The sequence below is a fragment of the Pseudomonas sp. BP11-1-1 genome (assembly GCF_052112105.1).
GTDB classification, from domain to species: domain Bacteria; phylum Pseudomonadota; class Gammaproteobacteria; order Pseudomonadales; family Pseudomonadaceae; genus Aquipseudomonas; species Aquipseudomonas alvandae.
In genome coordinates this window covers 64640-83081 of sequence record NZ_JAUTYU010000003.1, presented here as the reverse complement: position 1 = coordinate 83081, position 18442 = coordinate 64640, and the positions used below count along the sequence as shown (strand labels likewise).

Annotated in this window: 18 protein-coding genes and 1 pseudogene; 5 read left to right on the top strand and 14 right to left on the bottom strand. The window is 58.0% G+C overall.

Going from position 1 to position 18442, the window contains the following annotated elements:
• Positions 1 to 11 precede the first annotated feature (11 nt).
• The 6 genes from Q7C33_RS07145 to Q7C33_RS07120 form a co-directional block, all read right to left on the bottom strand.
• Positions 12 to 812 carry a hypothetical protein gene (locus Q7C33_RS07145; protein WP_407683069.1) on the bottom strand — a complete coding sequence of 267 codons (801 nt, stop codon included), beginning with the start codon at positions 810 to 812 and terminating at the stop codon, positions 12 to 14.
• 149 nt (positions 813 to 961) lie between these two features.
• Positions 962 to 1408 carry a hypothetical protein gene (locus Q7C33_RS07140; RefSeq protein ID WP_407683068.1) on the bottom strand — a complete coding sequence of 149 codons (447 nt, stop codon included), beginning with the start codon at positions 1406 to 1408 and terminating at the stop codon, positions 962 to 964.
• A gap of 313 nt (positions 1409 to 1721) precedes the next feature.
• Entirely contained in the window at positions 1722 to 3005 is a 1284-nt protein-coding gene (locus Q7C33_RS07135; RefSeq protein ID WP_407683067.1) for an efflux RND transporter periplasmic adaptor subunit, read from the bottom strand.
• Entirely contained in the window at positions 2998 to 4473 is a 1476-nt protein-coding gene (locus Q7C33_RS07130) for a TolC family protein (RefSeq protein WP_407683066.1), read from the bottom strand. The genes Q7C33_RS07135 and Q7C33_RS07130 overlap by 8 nt, the downstream gene beginning before the upstream one ends.
• On the bottom strand, positions 4466 to 5683 hold the full coding sequence (locus Q7C33_RS07125; RefSeq protein ID WP_407683065.1) for an ABC transporter permease: 1218 nt from the start codon (positions 5681 to 5683) through the stop codon (positions 4466 to 4468). Before Q7C33_RS07125 ends, Q7C33_RS07130 begins: the two co-directional genes overlap by 8 nt.
• Entirely contained in the window at positions 5676 to 6395 is a 720-nt protein-coding gene (locus tag Q7C33_RS07120; protein WP_407683064.1) for an ABC transporter ATP-binding protein, read from the bottom strand. Before Q7C33_RS07120 ends, Q7C33_RS07125 begins: the two co-directional genes overlap by 8 nt.
• 148 nt (positions 6396 to 6543) lie before the next feature.
• Here Q7C33_RS07120 and Q7C33_RS07115 point away from each other — a divergent pair.
• Positions 6544 to 6795: pseudogene (locus tag Q7C33_RS07115) on the top strand (integrase); the annotation flags it as partial.
• Positions 6796 to 6961: 166 nt separating this feature from the next.
• On the top strand, positions 6962 to 7327 hold the full coding sequence (locus Q7C33_RS07110; RefSeq protein WP_407683294.1) for a hypothetical protein: 366 nt from the start codon (positions 6962 to 6964) through the stop codon (positions 7325 to 7327).
• Between the two features lie 123 nt (positions 7328 to 7450).
• Here Q7C33_RS07110 and Q7C33_RS07105 read toward each other — a convergent pair whose 3' ends face one another.
• The gene (locus tag Q7C33_RS07105) at positions 7451 to 8329 is read right to left on the bottom strand and encodes a LysR family transcriptional regulator (RefSeq protein ID WP_407683063.1); all 879 of its coding nucleotides are present in this window, start codon (positions 8327 to 8329) and stop codon (positions 7451 to 7453) included.
• Positions 8330 to 8512: 183 nt separating this feature from the next.
• On the opposite strand from Q7C33_RS07105, the gene Q7C33_RS07100 reads away from it, so the two are divergent.
• Both Q7C33_RS07100 and Q7C33_RS07095 read left to right on the top strand, forming a co-directional pair.
• Positions 8513 to 9643 (top strand): serine hydrolase domain-containing protein, encoded by a 1131-nt coding sequence (locus Q7C33_RS07100; RefSeq protein WP_407683293.1) that lies wholly within the window; start codon positions 8513 to 8515, stop codon positions 9641 to 9643.
• A gap of 70 nt (positions 9644 to 9713) precedes the next feature.
• Positions 9714 to 10925, top strand: coding sequence for an MFS transporter (locus tag Q7C33_RS07095; RefSeq protein ID WP_407683062.1), 1212 nt, complete (start codon positions 9714 to 9716; stop codon positions 10923 to 10925).
• A 115-nt stretch (positions 10926 to 11040) separates the two neighbouring features.
• On the opposite strand, the gene Q7C33_RS07090 is transcribed toward Q7C33_RS07095, so the two are convergent.
• From Q7C33_RS07090 to Q7C33_RS07065, 6 genes are all read right to left on the bottom strand, one after another.
• Entirely contained in the window at positions 11041 to 11442 is a 402-nt protein-coding gene (locus Q7C33_RS07090) for an ExbD/TolR family protein (RefSeq protein WP_046061820.1), read from the bottom strand.
• A 1-nt stretch (position 11443) separates the two neighbouring features.
• Positions 11444 to 12169 (bottom strand): MotA/TolQ/ExbB proton channel family protein, encoded by a 726-nt coding sequence (locus tag Q7C33_RS07085; RefSeq protein ID WP_053187457.1) that lies wholly within the window; start codon positions 12167 to 12169, stop codon positions 11444 to 11446.
• Between the two features lie 84 nt (positions 12170 to 12253).
• Positions 12254 to 13060, bottom strand: coding sequence for an energy transducer TonB (locus Q7C33_RS07080; RefSeq protein WP_407683061.1), 807 nt, complete (start codon positions 13058 to 13060; stop codon positions 12254 to 12256).
• Between the two features lie 46 nt (positions 13061 to 13106).
• Entirely contained in the window at positions 13107 to 14132 is a 1026-nt protein-coding gene (locus Q7C33_RS07075; RefSeq protein WP_407683060.1) for an ABC transporter substrate-binding protein, read from the bottom strand.
• Positions 14133 to 14154: 22 nt separating this feature from the next.
• Complete coding sequence (locus tag Q7C33_RS07070; protein ID WP_046061824.1) at positions 14155 to 14967, bottom strand: ABC transporter ATP-binding protein; 813 nt, start codon at positions 14965 to 14967, stop codon at positions 14155 to 14157.
• Position 14968: 1 nt separating this feature from the next.
• On the bottom strand, positions 14969 to 15853 hold the full coding sequence (locus Q7C33_RS07065; protein WP_046061825.1) for an ABC transporter permease: 885 nt from the start codon (positions 15851 to 15853) through the stop codon (positions 14969 to 14971).
• Between the two features lie 380 nt (positions 15854 to 16233).
• Here Q7C33_RS07065 and Q7C33_RS07060 point away from each other — a divergent pair, with 380 nt between their 5' ends.
• Entirely contained in the window at positions 16234 to 17322 is a 1089-nt protein-coding gene (locus Q7C33_RS07060; RefSeq protein ID WP_407683059.1) for an LLM class flavin-dependent oxidoreductase, read from the top strand.
• A 267-nt stretch (positions 17323 to 17589) separates the two neighbouring features.
• On the opposite strand, the gene Q7C33_RS07055 is transcribed toward Q7C33_RS07060, so the two are convergent.
• Positions 17590 to 18384, bottom strand: coding sequence for a class II aldolase/adducin family protein (locus tag Q7C33_RS07055; protein WP_407683058.1), 795 nt, complete (start codon positions 18382 to 18384; stop codon positions 17590 to 17592).
• Positions 18385 to 18442: the final 58 nt, after the last annotated feature.

Sequence of the window (18442 nt, the reverse complement as noted above, 5' to 3'; positions counted from 1 at the left end):
GAGTGCCGCACTCAAGCCGTATCCGCCCCAGCGTCATCAAACAGTTGCTTGTCGAGATTCAAGACCTTGTCCATCACCTCTTGAGGACTCCCCTTACCCTCAACGGTATGGGTCTTGTAGTTGAAATCGAGTGCTATCCAACCCTGCAACTTTGCCTCATAACTATTTGGGTACTGTGCCTGCTCAATAGCGGGCAGATCCTTATAGTGTTCAAGGGCTGCAGTAAAGAATTTCGTCAGTTTCCCGGTTCCGTTATATTCCGCCATCGCATTGGCAGCAACCTTCTGCCGCCAAGCAGATTCCTGATCGAATGACTCTTCCCACGCCGCGCGGCGTTCATTAGTCGTAAAACTTCCACTGTCATCATAGATAATCAATGAGAGCTGATCGCTCGACATGCCCGCAAATGGATTTTTGCCACTGCCATTGACAAACTGCGTTGTATTGGCCGCACGAGCCAATAACACAGGGTCCTGAGTGTCAGGCACTTCAGCATCATTAGCTTTTTTGTTGACAAAATAACCATCACCGGAAATCTTGCTCAAAAGCTCATTCGCTTTCGCGCCAAGCTCTTTCCTGCTCAAACTCGAATCTCTAGCCGCCGCACGCGCGGCACTTTCACTCAACTGTAGAGAGAGTGAAGAAAGGCGACTGGTATCTTTATGACTACCCACATCAGCGCTTTCAGTTGCCACCTGAGTTTTCGTTAGCGATTCATTTGGGCTCGCCGTCACATTGGAAACCTGCGAACCAGAAAACGCATTTGAATTAATTGAACCGACCAAGATAATGTCCTCCCTGTTATCAGCCATTCCTGAAAACGTGGCTAGTAAATTTATTATCGGCAGCACTCAAAAAAACTGTAGTGCTTCACGATGAATGGACGAACAAAACCGGCGCAGGCCCAGCGGCATGGGCAGCCTTTGCGCAAGCAGCCAAACCGCCAGGCCCGGCTTGGGCCTTACTTCATGGTAAATTCAACAGACCAGGCGTAGGTGGAGATATTGGTCGAGGTTACTTTTGCCGTACACACTGCGCCACCGCTAGGTGTTGCCGTATTGTTCCATTTTGGAATAGTCGAGCCTCCTGAGCCGACTGTCCCAACATAGGTTGCCAGGAACGTGCAAGTCTTCCCGCCAATGGTGTAGCGCAGGTTCGCATAGTTGGCAATAGGCGAAAGATTGCTCTGAATGGTATAAAAATCAGTGCCACCTGCCGGGACAGTAGTCGCTGGCTTCGGAACCGAATTCACATTAGTCGTTGCTTCATTGTTGGTAATGATTTTGTACGTGGCATCGGCTGTCCCAAGATTTTTGAAAGTAACAGCTACTGGAGGGCCTGCCAGCGCTGAACCTGCCGCCAACATACCAACAGCCAGTACCGACAAAACAGATTTCGACATTTTCATGCACTTCTTCCTTTTGATTTAAGTTTCATACATACACTTTCATGGCGCAGCGAAACCTCTCCACACCACAACAACTCGATGAAAATCAAAAACTCGCATATTATAAAAATATGAAAATCCAGACGCGCCCTTTCCACCGAAGAAGATCAGCTCAGCCATCTAGATGATGAGAGAAATAATGCTCAAGGCGTATGACGTGCTCTTGCATCCCGCAAACACGACAAATCCTAGTGACATACACTACGACATCCCTATCAACAGCAGGACTGTATCATAAACTTTATGTTTGCAAACACTAACCCCAGCAATTTCGTTAAAACAACGAGGATCTCAACTCAACATATCCCGGCGCCAGATTTTCTACCTCAATGCCACCAGGCATGGCCCGACCTGTCGCTACGACCACCTGACTTGCTCTCTCAGACAAGGTGGGGCGATAGTTCACAATCGATTGTCCATGACTGTCGCTAGACAGTGCCTCAAGCGGCACCACCAGACCACGATCACGTTGATAGGTGACAATTTGCAGCCTCGCACTCATACCAAGTCGCAATCGCTGCAGTTGCTCGCTCGCGATACCCTGAATAGAGGCGATCACCTCATAAAATGCGCCACCAGACGTGGCCTGCGCATCGATCCCCTGTACACCGACGCTCTCAATCTGACCATGCAGCACCATGCCACCGAAACCATCACCAGTAATTTCCACCGGCAGCCCCGCACGGAGTTGGTGAACATCGCTTTCCTCGACCCGTGCAACAACCTGCACCTGCTCGATATTGATCAACTCGAACAAGGGAACGCCTTGGCCGACACGCTGGCCTTTTTGTACAAACGGCAGATTAGCGCCACTTCCCTGAGGCGTACGAGAACGGATCACCACGCCTGCGAACGGTGCGAGCACTTCTCGCTGTGCCTGCTGCTCAAGCAGTGATTGATAACGTGACTGGGCATTGGCCCATTGCATCCGGACTATCTGAAGGTGTTCTTCGCCACCTTTTTTCAAGACTTCGCCGAGTTCCGACTGGGCAGCCGACAGATCTAACCGTTGCGACCTGACCTGCTGCTCAACTGCCTCCAACTCCATCCGCGGCACAATCCCCTGGTCCAGAAGAACTTTGGTTTCTGCCAATCGGCGTTCGTTATCTGCCAAGGTGGACTGGACGCTGTAAACCGTCCGTTTTGCCCGAGCGACATCCTGCCCCTGAGACCAGCTTTCGACCTCCAACACATTGCGCCTGGCGATCAACTGCTCGGCCAAGGCAGAACGCAACTGGATATCCAGTTGCGTCGTATCCAGGCTCAGCAAGCGTTGTCCACGCTCAACACGTTGACCTTCTTTTACCGCAACGTCCGCGACAAGCCCCTCGAAAGGAGACGACATGGTTTGTTGCATCGCAGCTTCAATACGTCCGACAAGCCCCAGTCGATTTTCCAAAGGCTGATAGTCCACCTTGAGCCAACTGGCCGCCGCGACCTGCTCCCGAGGAAGCCGAGATATTGCAACCACCACCGCAACGACCGCCATCACCATACAAGCCGCCATTAGGAGCAAACGTACGTTGCGCCGACAAGCCAATCCGATTTCTTTAATCATTAAGGGCAATATCCCAGCTCGACAATGTGGTGCCCAATGCCTGATCCAGCAGCGTTCTTGCATTCAAGTAGGCTATGAGCGCATCAAGGCTCGTATTTTGTGCGTTACGAAAATCTGTCTCATAACTGATGACTTGAAAATTGCTGGAGCGACCGACCTGTAACTTCTGTCGTTCGATATCAAGCTTTCGGCGCGATAGATCCCGCGCACGCAATGAAATTTCATACTGGCGCCAGCGCGTGCCGACCGTGCGTACCGCGTTCGTGACATCTCGCTCCAGAGTCTGTCGAGCCTCGACTGCCTCAATCCCCTGGTTCTCCAGATTCACCTGAGCACGAACCACCTCCTGTCGACGGTTGAGATCGCCAATCGGAATTTCGACTTGGATCCCCGCATAGCCTTCCCAGCGACGATCCGAACGCCGCCCCTCTCTATCAGGGTAACGATCACTGACCTGGCTAGCTCCCCCGACCAATGAGACATCCCACAGCTGGTTATTGCGGGCAACCGCCAGGTTGATGCCGGCCTGCTCATTTGCGATCAACTGCCCAAGGTAAGCAGGCTGCTGCTCCAATGCGGTATCAAGCGCCTGCACTCGACTGAGCTGAACAGGCGTTGCATCCAGCGTTTCTACCGCCTGAATACGCGAGTCCAGATCTAATGCCAAAAGCTGAAGCAACTCCAGGCGATAGGCATCCAATTGATTTTGTGCCTCTTGGACGCCCAGCTCCTGAGTGGCGTAATCGGCCTCGGTTTGCACAATCTCAAACTCAGCCATTCGGCCGGCAGTAATCATGGCTCTATTGACGTCCAATAACTGCTGTGAACGGCTTAATGCCTCTGTCGCGATACGCAACTGCTCTTGAGCACGAAGTACATCACGGTAAGACGTGATGATTTGCGTGACGGTTTGCGCCACCGTCGCTTTCAAGGCAAGACGGTTCGTCAACTCGGAAAGCCTTGCTGAACGCATCGGCGCTGTCGTGACCTCCACTCCAGCCCCCCGAAGCAAGGGCTGTATGAGCGTAAACGTCGCACCATCGCTGCGGGTACGTCCGTCATTATTGCTATCGGTCAACTGGTTGGCCCAAGAGAGGCTTAGCCGTGTACCGAACTCCCCCAACAGAGTCGTTGTTGGCGACAACTGCCGATAGCGTGAACCATCGCTTTCACTGCGCTCACCCCGATAGTCACCCCTCAATACCAACTTGGGTGTGAACAAGTCCTCAGCGACGCGCAAATCGAACTTCTGCGCAACACGCTCAAGGTAGGCGCTACGGATGGAGCGGTTGCTTCGCAACCCCAGATAGACAGCATCGGCCAACGTCAGATTGATCGTTTCAGCCCGCAACGACACGGCGACGCCTGGCATAGATGCCTGAGACGGCGTGAGCGCGGCGAACACCGTCGACGCAGATAGCGTCCACAGCAGCCCCAGCAAAATCGAAAATTGCTTGTGCTCAATCATCTCGCAAGGCCTGAACCGGTTGCAGGCGAGACGCAGTAACGGCGGGATAGAGGCCGAAGAATAGGCCGATAAACAAGGAGCTTCCCACTCCCAGCGGCAGAGATTCAATGGCCAAGGTAAATCGCCACCCTGAAAACCATACGAACAAAAAAGCTGAAAGCAGTCCGACAGCCGCTCCGACCAGTGAGCCCGTCACTGACAAACAGGCCGCCTCCAGAAGAAATAACATTCGAATGTCGCGTGCCCGGGCACCGAGGGCCATTCTCACGCCAATCTCGCGACGACGCTCAGAGACATTCATGAGCATCACATTCATCACGCCAGCCCCTCCGACCAGGAGGGAAATCCCCCCAAGACCGGCCAGCAAATAGGAGAATGTGTTGGATTGATGGGTAAGGCTGTCGATCAGCTGTTGTGGCACGAGAACCTCAACGTCATGACCCTTCAGCACTTCTTCCAGATAAGTACGTAAGTCCTGTGCGCTTTCCGCGATCACTGCACCATCGCGCACCTTGGCAATCACACTGCTGAGTTGTGGAGACGGCTGAAGCCGCCTCATGCTCTCTATCGGTATAAACAACGCTTCATCGACCTGAATCGGGATCAAGGGGTTCGGAGCCTGAGGTCGTGCAATACCGATCACTTCAAACAGATACCCTTCGATCTGAAGCTGCATACCCGCAATCAGCGGCCTGCCCGGCACACCGATTCCCAACTCATGAGCAACCTTGGCCCCTGCGACGATGTAGGTGGCCTGTTGATCGAAATCGGAAATAAAGCGTCCTTGAGCGAGTTTGAGATCCAGGGTTCCGGCCAATCCACCCGTCGTCCCCAAAACCACCGCGTCGACTGTTCGCCCTGCGTAACGAACTTGACCAGAATGAAATGTCGTTGGGGCCACTTGGGCGATGGCAGGGAGTTTTTTCAGCAGCAAGCGAGTGTCAAGCGTGGGCGGCAGCGCTCGACTGTTGAGCGGCGAGAATGGAAACGACGCCACAATGCTCTCAGCGCCCATCCCCTTGAAAGCCGTCATCGCTTCATTCGCGGCGCTCTGACCGATGTTCAGCAGCGCAACAATCGCCGCGCAGCCAACTGCAATGCCCAGCATCGCCAACCACGAACGCCGTCCCAAGAGGCGCAGGCTGTCTAGGGACTCAATCAGTGTTTGCAGATGGCCCGGACCTTGACGATGAAGCGAACCTTCAAGCATCCGTCATCGCTCGTCTGCTCGCAGATTCTTTCAGAATCCCGTCCTGTACCTGAAAACAGCGCTCAAGGCGTTCGGCCAACTGCGCATCGTGAGTCACCATGACTAGTGTCGCAGCTTTCTCATCGTTGAGGCCGAGCAGCAGATTTATCACGTCATGGGCCGTTGAACGGTCCAAGTTACCCGTCGGCTCGTCGGCAAGAATTAATGAAGGACTGCCCACTAAGGCTCGCGCAATCGCCACACGCTGACGCTGCCCACCGGATAGGTCGGCGGGCCGATGATGAGCTCGATCGGCCAACCCCACACGTGCTATCTGGGCCCGCGCGCATTCACGCGCTTCGCTGCGCGTAAAGCCCCGGTAGAAAAGAGGCAGGGCAACGTTATCGAGCGCAGTCAGGCGAGGAAGCAGATTGAAACTCTGGAACACGAAACCGATTTCACGGTTGCGTAGATGAGCGCGCTCGTCAGCCGTCGCCTCGTTCATGTTACGGCCAGCGAACCAGAACTGGCCGGATGCCGGACGGTCAAGGAGTCCCAGGATGTTCAGCAGTGTGCTTTTGCCGGAACCGGATGTACCGAGAATCGCGCACGTTTGCCCACGTCGAATATTGAGCGTCACATCGCGCAGAACGGGCATATCTTGCCCTGCCATAGGATAAGACTGGCAGACATCGCTCATGGCGATGAGCGTATGTGTCGACTGTGGCTCCATGCCTGACCTCTTTTCTCCATTGATCTGGCCGTCTAGCCAGAAGCTTCATGAAACGACAGGGGATGCGTTTCTTGAGGCCAGAGTATTTACCACAGAAATCGGAAAGAAGGAAAAAGCATCTCAACTGCACTGGCGCAGCGCGCACTCGCATACCTTAAACCATCTATCCGCTCGTCAATGCGCTCGTATCGTCAAAGGCGGGGTGAAAACCATTGGCCTTGACCCAGCCATGTACGGCACTCGCACAATGAGACGTGCGAAGGCCTCACCCATCCATCGCAAGACGAAAAGCCTGCGGACGGTTCATCTGCTCCGCCATACGAAGCCGGAGAGCACGGTTCGATATCTGGGGATCGAGGCCGATGATGCCTTGGAGATCGCGGAAAAAACTGAGGTCTGACCATGCATAGCGACGTTCGAAGTCAGGCTGTCGCTAGCCGGCCAAAAGCAACCGGTCACGAAACGGTTTTCAACTCAAAGCGGATTTTCAGATGGAGTCCATTATGTAGCCTGGTTTAAGGTGAGCGTAAATGGAATGGATTTCTCACTGGAAGGACACGAGACTTATGGAAATAGCGTTTTCCCGAATCAGCGAACGCTTGAACAATCGTCGATTCACAGTAGCGAACAACACCCAAGGGCTATCAGGTGCCGGCACGATATTCCATTACTTTGTCGAAGACGGTGCCATCACCAGCCGCTACCAAGGCGGACGGATCCGTATAGGAAACCAGGTGGGTCGCGTGACGGGCCCCGATACTATTGAACTTTTTTATCACTGCTTAACTACTAAGGGTGAGCTTCTTGCGGGTTGGTCACGCGGTACGGTGGGCGCCGACCCAGCTGGGCGCACGACTCTCCACTTCGTTTGGGGTTGGTTGTCCGGAGCGACTGGAGGCGGCGAGTCCGATTACGTCGAGCTTGTCGAGTAGCCAAAGGGGTTTACTTCGATTGGTCGTATTCATCGACTGGCTGCGAAGTTGCGCTCAGATTTTCAGGCATGAAAATAAACCGCTCCTGCCCTCCGTCCGCCATAGCCCCACGCCGCCCTCCCCTCACATATGCAAAGAAATGAAATCCACGAAACAGCGCAGCTTGGGCGTGATAAAGCGGTTCGGCGGCCACAGCACGCTGAAGTGAATGGTGCGAGTCACCTCCTGGGTCAGCACGGCCTGCAGCGCCCCGGACTCAAGCGCCTCCTTGACGGCAAATTCCGGCAGGCAGGCGATGCCCCGCCCTTCCATGGCGGCGTTGAAAAGCATGTCGATGTTGTTGCAGACCAGCACGGCCCGCAGGCCCTGCGTGCCGTTGTGGGACTTATCCGGTAGCGGCCAGCGCTCAAGCTTTCCGGTGGAAGGCACTCGGTATAACAGGCAGTCATGGTTTCTCAAGTCGCTGGCGTCCACCGGCGTACCCTGGGCCTGGAAATAGGCCGGGGCGCCCACCAGCAGGAAACGGAAAGCACCCAATCGCCGCGCCACCAGGCGAGAGTCATTCAACTCACCGGTCCTGACCACCGCATCGAAGCCCTCCTCCACGACATCCACCAAGCGATCACTGAAATCCAATTCCAGATGAATGTCCGGGTATCGCTTGGCAAAGCTGGACAACAACGTGAACAGGAACTGCCCGGCCAAGGGTAGGCTCACGCGCAGCTTGCCGCGCGGTTCGCTGCTGGTGCTCGACAGCTCCAGTTCTGCTGCTTCCAGCTCATTGAGCACGCGCTGGCAGCGGTTCAGGAAAAGCATGCCCTCCGCCGTCAGGTTGATGCTGCGGGTGCTGCGATGAAACAGCCTGACGCCCAGGCGCCGCTCCAGACGCGCGACGCTTTTGCCGATCGCCGAAGACGACACACCCATCTGTCGTCCCGCCGCGACGAAGCTGCGCGTTTCGGCGACCTGGACGAAAACCGAGATTCCGCTGAGGTTGTCCACGCTCTCTCCTTGAGTTTCTTGCGCCTTGGATTGCGGAACGAAACGTCCGGTGTGTCCGGAATTCTAGCCTCTGTTTCCCCTGCCGTCTGCGACCTAGCATGGCGACGTTCATTACAGCAGGGAATCGCGAACATGACCGCCAAAGAGACCATTCACCTCTCCAGCGCTATCGCCACTGATCCCATGCAGGCGCGAATCGACGCTGCCCTGAACAGCGCCATCGAGGACAAACGCCTGGTGGGCGCCGTGGTGCTGGTCGCCTGTCGCGGTGAAATCACTTATCGCAACGCCGTGGGCCTGGCCGACCGGGAGGCTGGCCTGCCGATGCGCATCGACGCCTTGTTCCGACTCTCCTCGGTGACCAAACCTATCACCTCGGCCGCCGCCCTGGCCTTGGTCGCCCAAGGCCGCATTGGCCTGGATGATCCTACCGCTCGCTGGCTACCGGAGTTTCAGCCAACCTTGGCGGACGGCACCCGCACGTCCATCACCGTACGCCAATTACTCAGCCATACAGCGGGCCTGGGCTACGGTTTTCTCGAAGGCACGGGCGGCGGCGCCTATGCGCAGGCCGGTGTGTGTGACGGGCTGGAAAATGCGCCGCTGACCCTGGAGGAAAACATTCGGCGACTGGCGACGGCGCCGCTGCTCTACCGTCCTGGCACCGATTGGGGATATTCAATTGCCACTGACGTATTGGGCGCGCTCATTGTCAAGGTATGCGGGACCAGTCTGGCCGATGCAATCAACCAACTGGTGTGCGAGCCACTCGGCCTGTCCGATACCCGCTTCAACGTCGTCGACACCTCACGCCTGACGGCCGCCTATATCAATGCCGATCCCGCGCCACGTCGTATGAATGGCGTCGAAGTGATCGAGGTTTTCGAAAACACCGCTGGCATCCGGATGGACGCGGATCGGGCCCTCGACAGCAATGCCTACCATTCGGGAGGCTCAGGGATGATCGGCTCCGCCGAAGAATTCCTGACCTTGCTCGAAGCCTTGCGCCAGGGCGGTAGCCCGCTCATGCCGGCGAGCCTGGCAAAAGAAATGGGAACCGTCCAGACCGGCAACCTGGAACTCGCTAACTGGCCTGGCCGTGGTTTCGGTCTGGGATTCACGGTGATGACTGACCCGCAAGCGGCACAAGCGCCGGAGTCCGTCGGGACCTGGCGCTTGGGTGGGGCTTTTGGTCATTCCTGGTTTGTCGATCCGGCGCAGCAGATCTCCGTGGTGGCGTTTACCAACACCGCCTTCGAGGGGATGTTCGGACAGTTTACGGTCGATCTGTGCGACGCCGTATACGGCGCTTGAATGATCCACGCCTTGCGCTGCCATTTACGCCTTGAAAGTGCGATCACTCCTGATTCTTGCGAGAAATGACATGACTTGTTCTACCCGATCTAACGCATTATTCAACCCGATGTTCTTCATTGCCTTAGGGTTGTTCGGCGTCTACACCATCGAATTCGGCGTGGTCGGCATCTTGCCGGTGATCATCGAACGCTACAGCGTCAGCGCCTCCGAGGCGGGTTATCTTGTGGGGCTGTTCGCCCTGGTCATCGCGGTGTTCGGCCCCTTCATGGTGCTGTGGTTTTCGCGCTACAACCGCAAGCGGGTCCTGACCCTCTCGCTGTTTATCTTCGCCGCCTCCAGCGCCTTATCGGCCTATGCGCCCAATTATGGAACGCTCGCGATCCTGCGGATCATTCCGGCGTTCTTTCATCCGGTGTATTTTTCATTGGCGTTTGTCGCGGCGGTCTCTCTATATCCCAAAGAACAGGCTACGCAGGCGACGGCGAAGGCGTTTGTCGGTACCAGCATGGGCATGGTTCTTGGCGTGCCTATCACCACCTGGATCGCTGCACGTTTTTCCTACGAAGCGGCCTTTCTGTTCTGCACCGCAGTCAACGTGATCGCCGGGCTGGGCATCATCGCCCGGTTACCCGATACCTTTGCCCGGCAGCGGACGCCTTACGGAGAACAGCTGGCCATCCTGCGCAAGCCGACGCTGTGGCTTAATATCCTGGCCTCTACACTGATCTTCGGTGCGATGTTTTCGGTGTATGCCTACAGCGCCGAATACCTGTCTCACGAAGCCGGCATGAGCGGTGAAGTGATCAGTGCCATGTTGACTCTGTTCGGCATCGGCGGTGTGGCCGGAAACCTGCTGGCAGGTCGCTTGTTGTCGAGGAACAAAGTGGGCACCACGCTGATGCATCCGATCATGCTGGGTGTGTCGTACCTGATCCTGCATTTCTTCGCCAGTCCGGCCATTTTGCCGATGGTCTTGATCGTCGTGCTGTGGGGCGCCACTCACACCAGCGGCCTGATCGTGACCCAGGTCTGGCTGACCTCCGAAGCCCCGGAGGCGCCCGAGTTTGTGACGGGGCTTTATATATCGTTCATCAATCTGGGGGTGACGCTCGGCGCGACTGTCGGTGGCTGGTTCCTGGCACGCATGGGCATGGAAGGGCCCCTTATCAGCGGTCTGGCTTTCTGCGGGTTGGCAGCCGCGACAATCGCGACAAAGGTGCTGATCTACGGAGCACGACCATCAGATGTTGCGCCAGCGACCCGGGCGGTGTTGGATTGAAATCCTACAAGCCGTCCAAATCGCCCTGGTCTAAAGCGCATCATCCGCATAAAAGCAATTGCGAACAAAGGGCCATTCCTCTGAGTGGTCTTCTTTACACCTGACGAGTCGTAATCTACTTCGCAGTAATCACCGACAACTTACTGATCCCCGCCCGCTCAATAGACGCCATCGCCCGAGCCACCTCACCATAGTTCACCCCGTTGTCCGCCTGCAGCTGTACGCGGACATCCGGGTTCTTCGCCTTGGCTGCTTGCAGGTTCGACTCGAGCAAATCCGCCTGAATTTCGTCCTTGTTGATGAACACCTTGCCCTTGTCATCGATGCTCACCACCAGCGGGTCTTTCTGCTCCACGGGCGCTACCGACTCGGTCTTGGGCAAGTTGATGGGAATGGCGTTTGTCAGCAGCGGCGCGGTGACGATGAACACCACCAGCAGCACCAGCATCACGTCCACTAACGGCGTGACGTTGATTTCACTGAGCACTTCATCGCTGTCTTGTGTGGAGAAGGCCATGTCAAGACGCCTCCTTGACGTGTTGCCCGGCGACGGTCGCGCCAGGCTTGTTCAACACCGGGTGCAACAACACGCGAAAGGCATTTTTTTGCGCCAGGCTGTAGAAGTCGTGGGCGAAGTCGTCCAAGTCTGCGGCGGTCAGCTTCAGGCGGCGCAGGAAATAGTTGTAGACCAGCACCGCCGGCACCGCGACGGCGATACCGACGCCCGTGGCGACCAGGGCGGCACCGATCGGCCCGGCCACGGTTTCCAGGCTGGCCGAGCCCGCCGCACTGATCCCTTTCAAGGCCGACATGATGCCCCAGACGGTGCCGAACAAACCGATAAAGGGCGACGTGCTGCCAATGCTCGCCAGGATGGCCAGGCCGCTTTCCAACGAACGGCGTTCCCGCACGATCTGCTGGCGCAAGGCGCGCTCCAGGCGGTCCTGGTGGTTGATCGACTGGCTCAAATCGGTGGCTTGCTGGCCTTCTGGCACCTGGATCGCGGCGTAGCCGGCCAGTGCCACTCGGGCAGCAGCACCCGGTTGGCTTTGGGCCAGTTCGGCGGCGGAGTCGAGGCTGGAGGCGGCCCAGAAGCGTTTGTGGAATTTGCGGTCCTGGGTCTTGAGACGAATGAACTGCACGCCCTTGAGCAAGGCCAGGCCCCAAGTGGCGACGGAAAAAAGGATCAACAGCCAGATGACGGCGTGTTCGATGGATTCAAAAGGCGATGCAATCAGATTCATGGTCAGGCTCTCCAACAAGGCGCTGAGTCGGTTGTAGCGATGCGCCTTTTGTCAGGTGGCCCGCGGTCTTTCGGATACGTTGAGTTACTTGATTTTGAAGTCGATGGGCACGCTGACCCACCCGTCCACGGCGACGTCACCCTGCTTGGCCGGAACGAAGCTCCAGCGCTTGACCGCCGCCAGCGCAGCGTCGTCGAGCTGATCGCGGCCACTGCTTTTTTGCAGTTGGATCTCACCGGGCTTGCCGCTGACCAGGACATGCACCCGCAACAACACGGTGCCTTCCCAACCACGACGCATCGCCAGCGATGGATATTCCGGCGCGGGGTTCTTCAGGTAACCGGCACTGGCCGACGGCGGCGTCACCGGTTTCGGCGCGGGCGGAGCAGGCGGGGCTGCAACCGGTTGCGGCGGCGCGGGAGGTGCCGGTGGCTGCTCAACAGGCTTGGCCACCGGTTTTGGCACCGGCTTGACCACCGGCTTGGGTTTGGGAATCGGTTTGGGCGGCGCAGGTTTGACGGCCAGCTCCTCCTCGACCGGCGGCGGTGGCTCGACCACTGGCTGCACAATCGGCGCCGGCGGCGGAGGCTCCACCACCGGCGGCGCGGGTTGGGAAAACTCGATGGTCATCGGCGGGATCTCCGGCGGCACCACGGGCAATACCGGCGCGGGCGCCTGGTTGACCCAGACAATCACCGCGCCGTGCAGCACCAGAACGAAAGCCCCCAGCAAGAGTCCTTCGCAACGACTCAGAATGCGCTTGGGCGTGGTGTGCAACCGCGACAACCCCAAGGGCTCGCGAAACACCCGGCCAAGATCCAGCAACTCGCCACCTGGTGGCGGTCGTCGGAATATCTCCAGGGCACGGATGGCGCTCTGAACATTGCCCATTGATCGACTCCTGTAAATGTCCAACTCGAGCGCGCCAGAACCTGGGCTAACGCGCCGATTCCGATTGCGTCAACACCAAGGGCGTCGGGGAAAACACCTGCTCATCCGTCAGCGCCTTGACGTCGACTCGATGGGGGAAAATCTTCTTTTCCACGAACAAGTCATCGACTTGCTGCAGGGCCTGGACGTCTCTCGCTTCGATCGGGACCAGAGATTCGTCGCCCCAACCGCGCAGCGTCTGCGAGACCTCAAGGGGAATGTCGTTGACCTTGGCGAAGACCCGGGCGTACTCGTCGCGATTGTCCTGCGCCCATTCGAAAGCCTTGGCAAACCGCCCGAGGACATCGCTCAACGCCTTGCGCTTGAGCGGATCGTTCAAGACCTCATCGGACGCAGTGATGAACGTCAGCCCCGAATTGATGCCCTCCCCGCTGAGCAACACCCGTGCGCCCTTCTGCTCGGCGAAAGCCTGGTACACACCAAACGTCGCCCAGGCTTCGATTTTTCCGGCATTGAACGCTGGCAAGGCATCGGTTGGCAGGACAAACCCCACCTTCACGTCGTTCTCATCGACGCCGGCGTTGGCCAGTGCCCGAATCAGCAGGTATTGGGAAATGCTACCTCGGGCCGACGAGACCACGACGTTGCGGCCTTTCAGATCGGCGACGCTGCGAATCGTTGAGTCCGACGGGACCAGAATCGCGATCCCTCGCGCTTGACCGCGCCGCACCGCAACAATCCGAAGTGGCGTGCCTCCCGTTGCCGCCGCAAGCACCGGCGTATCACCCGCCGGCGCCAGGTCGACAGCACCGGCCCGCAAAGCTTCGAACAACGGCGCGGCCCCCTGGAAGTTCGCCCATTGCACCTTGTACTCGATACCTTCCAAGGCGTTCGACGCTTCCACCACCGTGCGCAGCCCCTTGGCCTGATCGCCCAGTACCAGCGTCACGCTGGACAAGTCGGGAGCCTTGGCGGAAGTTGATTTTGTGTCGCTGCTCTCGCCGCAACCCGCCAGCAGCAACGCGGCGCCGGCCAACAGTGCAGCCGTGTTTTTCCAGGTGTACCTGGGCATGGCGGACGCCTTTGTCGACAGATTATCCATGGGCAAACCGCCGGACGCTGCCATTGGTAGCCTGAAGCGCAGCGCCGTTTGCCTGGGCCACAGGTTCCAGCGTTTCAACACCCAGCAACTTCAGCAGACGCGCACGGATTTGCTGGAAACCTTGCTGACCGGTGTCCCGCGCCCTGGGTAGATCTATCGTCAATTGTTCGGCGATCTTGCCGTTGGCCAACACGATGACCCGATCGGCCAGCAGGATCGCTTCGTCCACATCGTGGGTCACCAGCAGCACGGCGGGTGTGTGTTTGCGCCATAAATCGATGATCAGCCGATGCATGCGGATCCGGGTCAACGCATCGAGTGCGGCGAACGGTTCATCCAGCAGCAACAGCTTGGGCTCGCGCACCAGACCGCGGGCCAACGCCACCCGCTGGGCTTCGCCGCCAGACAGCGTCGCCGGGTAAGCTTCCAGCCGATGGGCCAACCCCACCTCGGTCAATGCCTCCACCGCGCGGGTCTTGGCGTTGGGCACGCGCAGGCCGAGGATCACGTTCTTCCAAGCGCGCTTCCAGGGCATCAGCCGGGGCTCCTGGAACACCGCTGCCCGTGCCTTGGGCACTCGCAGTTGCCCACTGTCGATACTGTCGAGCCCTGCCAGGCTGCGCAGCAAGGTGGTCTTGCCCGAGCCACTGGCGCCGAGCAGCGCGACGAACTCTCCCGGGGCGATATCCAGATCAAGGCCATCGATGACCCGCTGCTGGCCGAATTGACGCACCACGTTGCGCAATTGCACAGGCGCTACGGATTCCGTGGGTTTGGATGCATTCACCAGATCCATGCTCGACATATCAGTTCCTCACAAAAGTTGGGCGCCAGGCCAGGGCAAATCGCTCCAGCGTGCGGATCAATCCGTCGATCAACAGACCGAGGACGCTGTAGATGAGCAAGCAAATCACGATGACATCGGTGCGCATGAAATCTCGCGCATCGCTGGCCAGGTAGCCGATGCCGGCGGTGGTGTTGATCTGCTCGACGAATACCAGGGCCAGCCAGGAAATGCCCAGGGAGTAGCGCAGGCCGACGAAAAACGAGGGTAAGGAGCCCGGCAGAATCACATGCCATATGAGCTCTCGACGGCTCAGCCCCAACGTGTTGGCCGCCTCGATCAGCTTGGGGTCGATATTGCGAATGCCAGCAAACAGGTTCAGGTACACCGGGAAGGTGGTGCCGATGACAATCAGGGCGATCTTGGTGAATTCGCCAATGCCGAACCAGAGAATGAACAGCGGCACGAGGGCCAGCGAAGGGATGGTGCGCAACATCTGCATAGGCGAATCGAGGACCACCTCGCCGCGTTTCGTCAGGCCACTGATCAGCGCCGCGATCACACCGATGGTGACGCCGATACTCAACCCTACAAGCGCCCGTTGCAGCGAGACCAACAGATGCTTGCCAAGCTCACCCGAGACGATCATGGCCCAAAGCGTTCCGCCGATCTGCGACGGCGCGGCAATGACCCGCTGCGGGATCAGGCCCCAGCGCGACGCCAGTTCCCACAACAGCAGCAGCACAATCGGGCTGATCAAGCGCAGCAGCGCTTCTGGCGTGCGCCAACGACGCAACCAGTCGGGGGCCAGCCTAGATACACCCTGCCCCGTTGCGCTGAGGCCTGCGGTCTTGTCGATGAATAACGAGCTGCTGGTGCCTTGTGTCTCGAAAGTCTTGTTGCTCATCAGGCTTCCTTCCTCATAAAGAACATGGCCGGAGGCGCCATGCATCAGCTTCGTTTTCATGCTATTCGCATAAAAAAACGCAGTGAAATTCTTTTTGGGAATAACCTAATATGATTAGAAATCAGATATAGCCAATTTCAGATAAATTATTTGCATGATAATGCGACCTAGGCAGCGTCGTTGGCGGGCTCGCGAACCGCCCACCTTAAAATGCATATACCTGATAATTTTTACGATATTTAATTAATATATTTGATACTTAACATAGAACAAATCGGCATTTCACAGGCCAACACGGCACGCCTACCTTTGTTCGTCACGAACCGACCCCTTGCCTGGTGGAGGTGAAATCACACCCGTTCAAAGAAAAGGAATCCACCATGAGTGTTGAATTTATCGGTTTCATCGGCGGCCACCACGCCTCGGAGATCCACCCTCGCAGCGGCCTAACCCTGCAACCCGATTATGTGGAGAAAGTGGCCCGGGCCCACGAAGAAGCAGGTTTCGACCGGGCGTTGGTCGCGTTTCATTCCAACAGTCCGGACAGCACGCTGATCGCTTCCCACGCTGCCAGCGTAACGAAAAAGCTCAAATTCCTTATCGCACACCGACCTGGGTTCGTTGCGCCAACCCTGGCAGCTCGCCAGTTCGCCACGCTGGATGTGTTCAATGGCGGGCGCACCGCCGTGCACATCATCACGGGCGGCGATGATCGGGAGCTGCGTGCCGACGGTAGCTACATTGGAAAGGATGAGCGCTACGCCCGCACGGATGAATACCTGGACGTGCTGCGCCAGGAATGGACCCGGGACAAGCCCTTCGATTATCAAGGCCAGTATTACCAGTTCGAAGGCGCGCATTCGGATGTGAAATCGCCGCAGCAGCCGCATATCCCACTGTACTTCGGCGGTTCGTCGGCGGCCGCCATCGCGGTGGCGGGCAAGCATGCGGATGTCTATGCGCTGTGGGGGGAAACCTATGAGCAAGTGCGCGAGGTGGTGAACCAGGTGCGTGCCGAAGCCGCCAAACATGGCCGCAGCATCCGCTTCAGCCTGTCGTTGCGACCGATTCTGGCCGACACCGAGGCGCATGCCTGGGAACGCGCCGAACGCATCCTGCAACAGGCGAGGACATTGGCCGAACGCAATGGATTCGTGCGCCGGGATCCACCGAACGAAGGCTCGCGACGCCTGCTGGCGGCCGCAGCCCAGGGCTCGCGCCTGGATAAGCGGCTGTGGACCGGCATCGCTGGCCTGCTGGGCGCACAGGGTAACTCGACCTCTTTGGTGGGCACCCCCGAACAAGTGGCAGAAGCGCTGCTCGACTACTACGACCTGGGCATCACCACCTTCCTGATCCGCGGCTTCGATCCGCTCGAAGACGCCATCGATTACGGCAAGCGGCTGATTCCGCTGACCCGCCAACTGATTGCCGAGCGCGAACGCCAGGCTCCTGAAAAGGTGGCTTGAAAGCGACACGCGGAATAGGTGGGAGCGAGCCTGCTCGCGATAGCGATGGACCAGCCAACATCGATACCGGCTGACCTGACGCCATCGCGAGCAAGCTCGTTCCCACAATGTTTACCCAGTTGACGGCAAAATCCACGGTCAGTACCTATCCCCTGTGGGAGCGAGCTTGCTCGCGATAGCGGTGGACCAGCAATATCAATGTTGGCTGACACGACGCTATCGCGAGCAAGCTCGCTCCCACAATGTTTCCGGTTGACTGCCAAAGGCTCAGTTCTTGTAGTCGAGGTCGGTCCTTTCCAACTGCCGAATCAGTGCATTCCAATGCCGCGCAACGCCCGGCCCATCGCCCTTCTTGAGCGTCTCGGCCTGGGCTTCGACCTTGGCGACCACGTCGGCGGGCGGAAAGATCAGCTCGGCATTGCCAGCGGCCTGCGCCGCGATCTGGATGTTGCAGGCGCGCTCCAGTCCTTGCAGTTGCTGGAACGCATGTTCGACGCTAACGCCCGCAGTCAACAGGCCATGATTGCGCAGGATCAGCACACTCTTGTCCCCCAGATCCGCCACCAGCCGTTCGCGCTCGTCGAGGTCAAGCGCGATGCCCTCATAGCCGTGGTAGGCCACCCGCCCGGAAAAAGCGATGGAATGCTGGGAGATCGGCAGCAGGCCATCCCGTTGGGCGGACACCGCGATGCCGTCGCGGGTATGGGTGTGCAGAACGGCTTGCAGATCGGGACGCGCACCGTGGATTGCGCTGTGGATCACATAGCCGGCGTGGTTGATGCCCAGTCCCGTCGGGTCATCGACGAGGGTCCCATCGACGTCGACCTTGACCAGGTTGGAAGCGGTGATCTCATCGAACAACAACCCGAACGCGTTGATCAGGAAATGTTCGTCAGGCCCGGGCACGCGTGCGGAAAAATGCGTGTAGATGTGATCGGTCCATTTGAACAGGGCCGCCAACCGGTAGGCGGCGGCCAGCTTCACGCGTACCTCCCATTCCTCGGGAGTGACGCGTTGACGGACATTTTTCGAAACGCTGGACAGTGGGCTGACGCTGCTCATGACGAGACTTCCTGGATGGCCTTAAGGATCTCCAGCAAGCCTAGGGGAAGGCAAAAAA

Coding starts and splice junctions, on each gene's coding strand:
- Q7C33_RS07135 (WP_407683067.1), bottom strand. CDS start 3,005: ATGATTAAAGAAATCGGATTGGCTTGTCGGCGCAACGTACGTTTGCTC.
- Q7C33_RS07085 (WP_053187457.1), bottom strand. CDS start 12,169: ATGAATCTGATTGCATCGCCTTTTGAATCCATCGAACACGCCGTCATC.
- Q7C33_RS07090 (WP_046061820.1), bottom strand. CDS start 11,442: ATGGCCTTCTCCACACAAGACAGCGATGAAGTGCTCAGTGAAATCAAC.
- Q7C33_RS07095 (WP_407683062.1), top strand. CDS start 9,714: ATGACTTGTTCTACCCGATCTAACGCATTATTCAACCCGATGTTCTTC.
- Q7C33_RS07120 (WP_407683064.1), bottom strand. CDS start 6,395: ATGGAGCCACAGTCGACACATACGCTCATCGCCATGAGCGATGTCTGC.
- Q7C33_RS07075 (WP_407683060.1), bottom strand. CDS start 14,132: ATGCCCAGGTACACCTGGAAAAACACGGCTGCACTGTTGGCCGGCGCC.
- Q7C33_RS07130 (WP_407683066.1), bottom strand. CDS start 4,473: ATGATTGAGCACAAGCAATTTTCGATTTTGCTGGGGCTGCTGTGGACG.
- Q7C33_RS07055 (WP_407683058.1), bottom strand. CDS start 18,384: ATGAGCAGCGTCAGCCCACTGTCCAGCGTTTCGAAAAATGTCCGTCAA.
- Q7C33_RS07060 (WP_407683059.1), top strand. CDS start 16,234: ATGAGTGTTGAATTTATCGGTTTCATCGGCGGCCACCACGCCTCGGAG.
- Q7C33_RS07080 (WP_407683061.1), bottom strand. CDS start 13,060: ATGGGCAATGTTCAGAGCGCCATCCGTGCCCTGGAGATATTCCGACGA.
- Q7C33_RS07125 (WP_407683065.1), bottom strand. CDS start 5,683: ATGCTTGAAGGTTCGCTTCATCGTCAAGGTCCGGGCCATCTGCAAACA.
- Q7C33_RS07065 (WP_046061825.1), bottom strand. CDS start 15,853: ATGAGCAACAAGACTTTCGAGACACAAGGCACCAGCAGCTCGTTATTC.
- Q7C33_RS07100 (WP_407683293.1), top strand. CDS start 8,513: ATGCAGGCGCGAATCGACGCTGCCCTGAACAGCGCCATCGAGGACAAA.
- Q7C33_RS07145 (WP_407683069.1), bottom strand. CDS start 812: ATGGCTGATAACAGGGAGGACATTATCTTGGTCGGTTCAATTAATTCA.
- Q7C33_RS07140 (WP_407683068.1), bottom strand. CDS start 1,408: ATGAAAATGTCGAAATCTGTTTTGTCGGTACTGGCTGTTGGTATGTTG.
- Q7C33_RS07110 (WP_407683294.1), top strand. CDS start 6,962: ATGGAAATAGCGTTTTCCCGAATCAGCGAACGCTTGAACAATCGTCGA.
- Q7C33_RS07070 (WP_046061824.1), bottom strand. CDS start 14,967: ATGTCGAGCATGGATCTGGTGAATGCATCCAAACCCACGGAATCCGTA.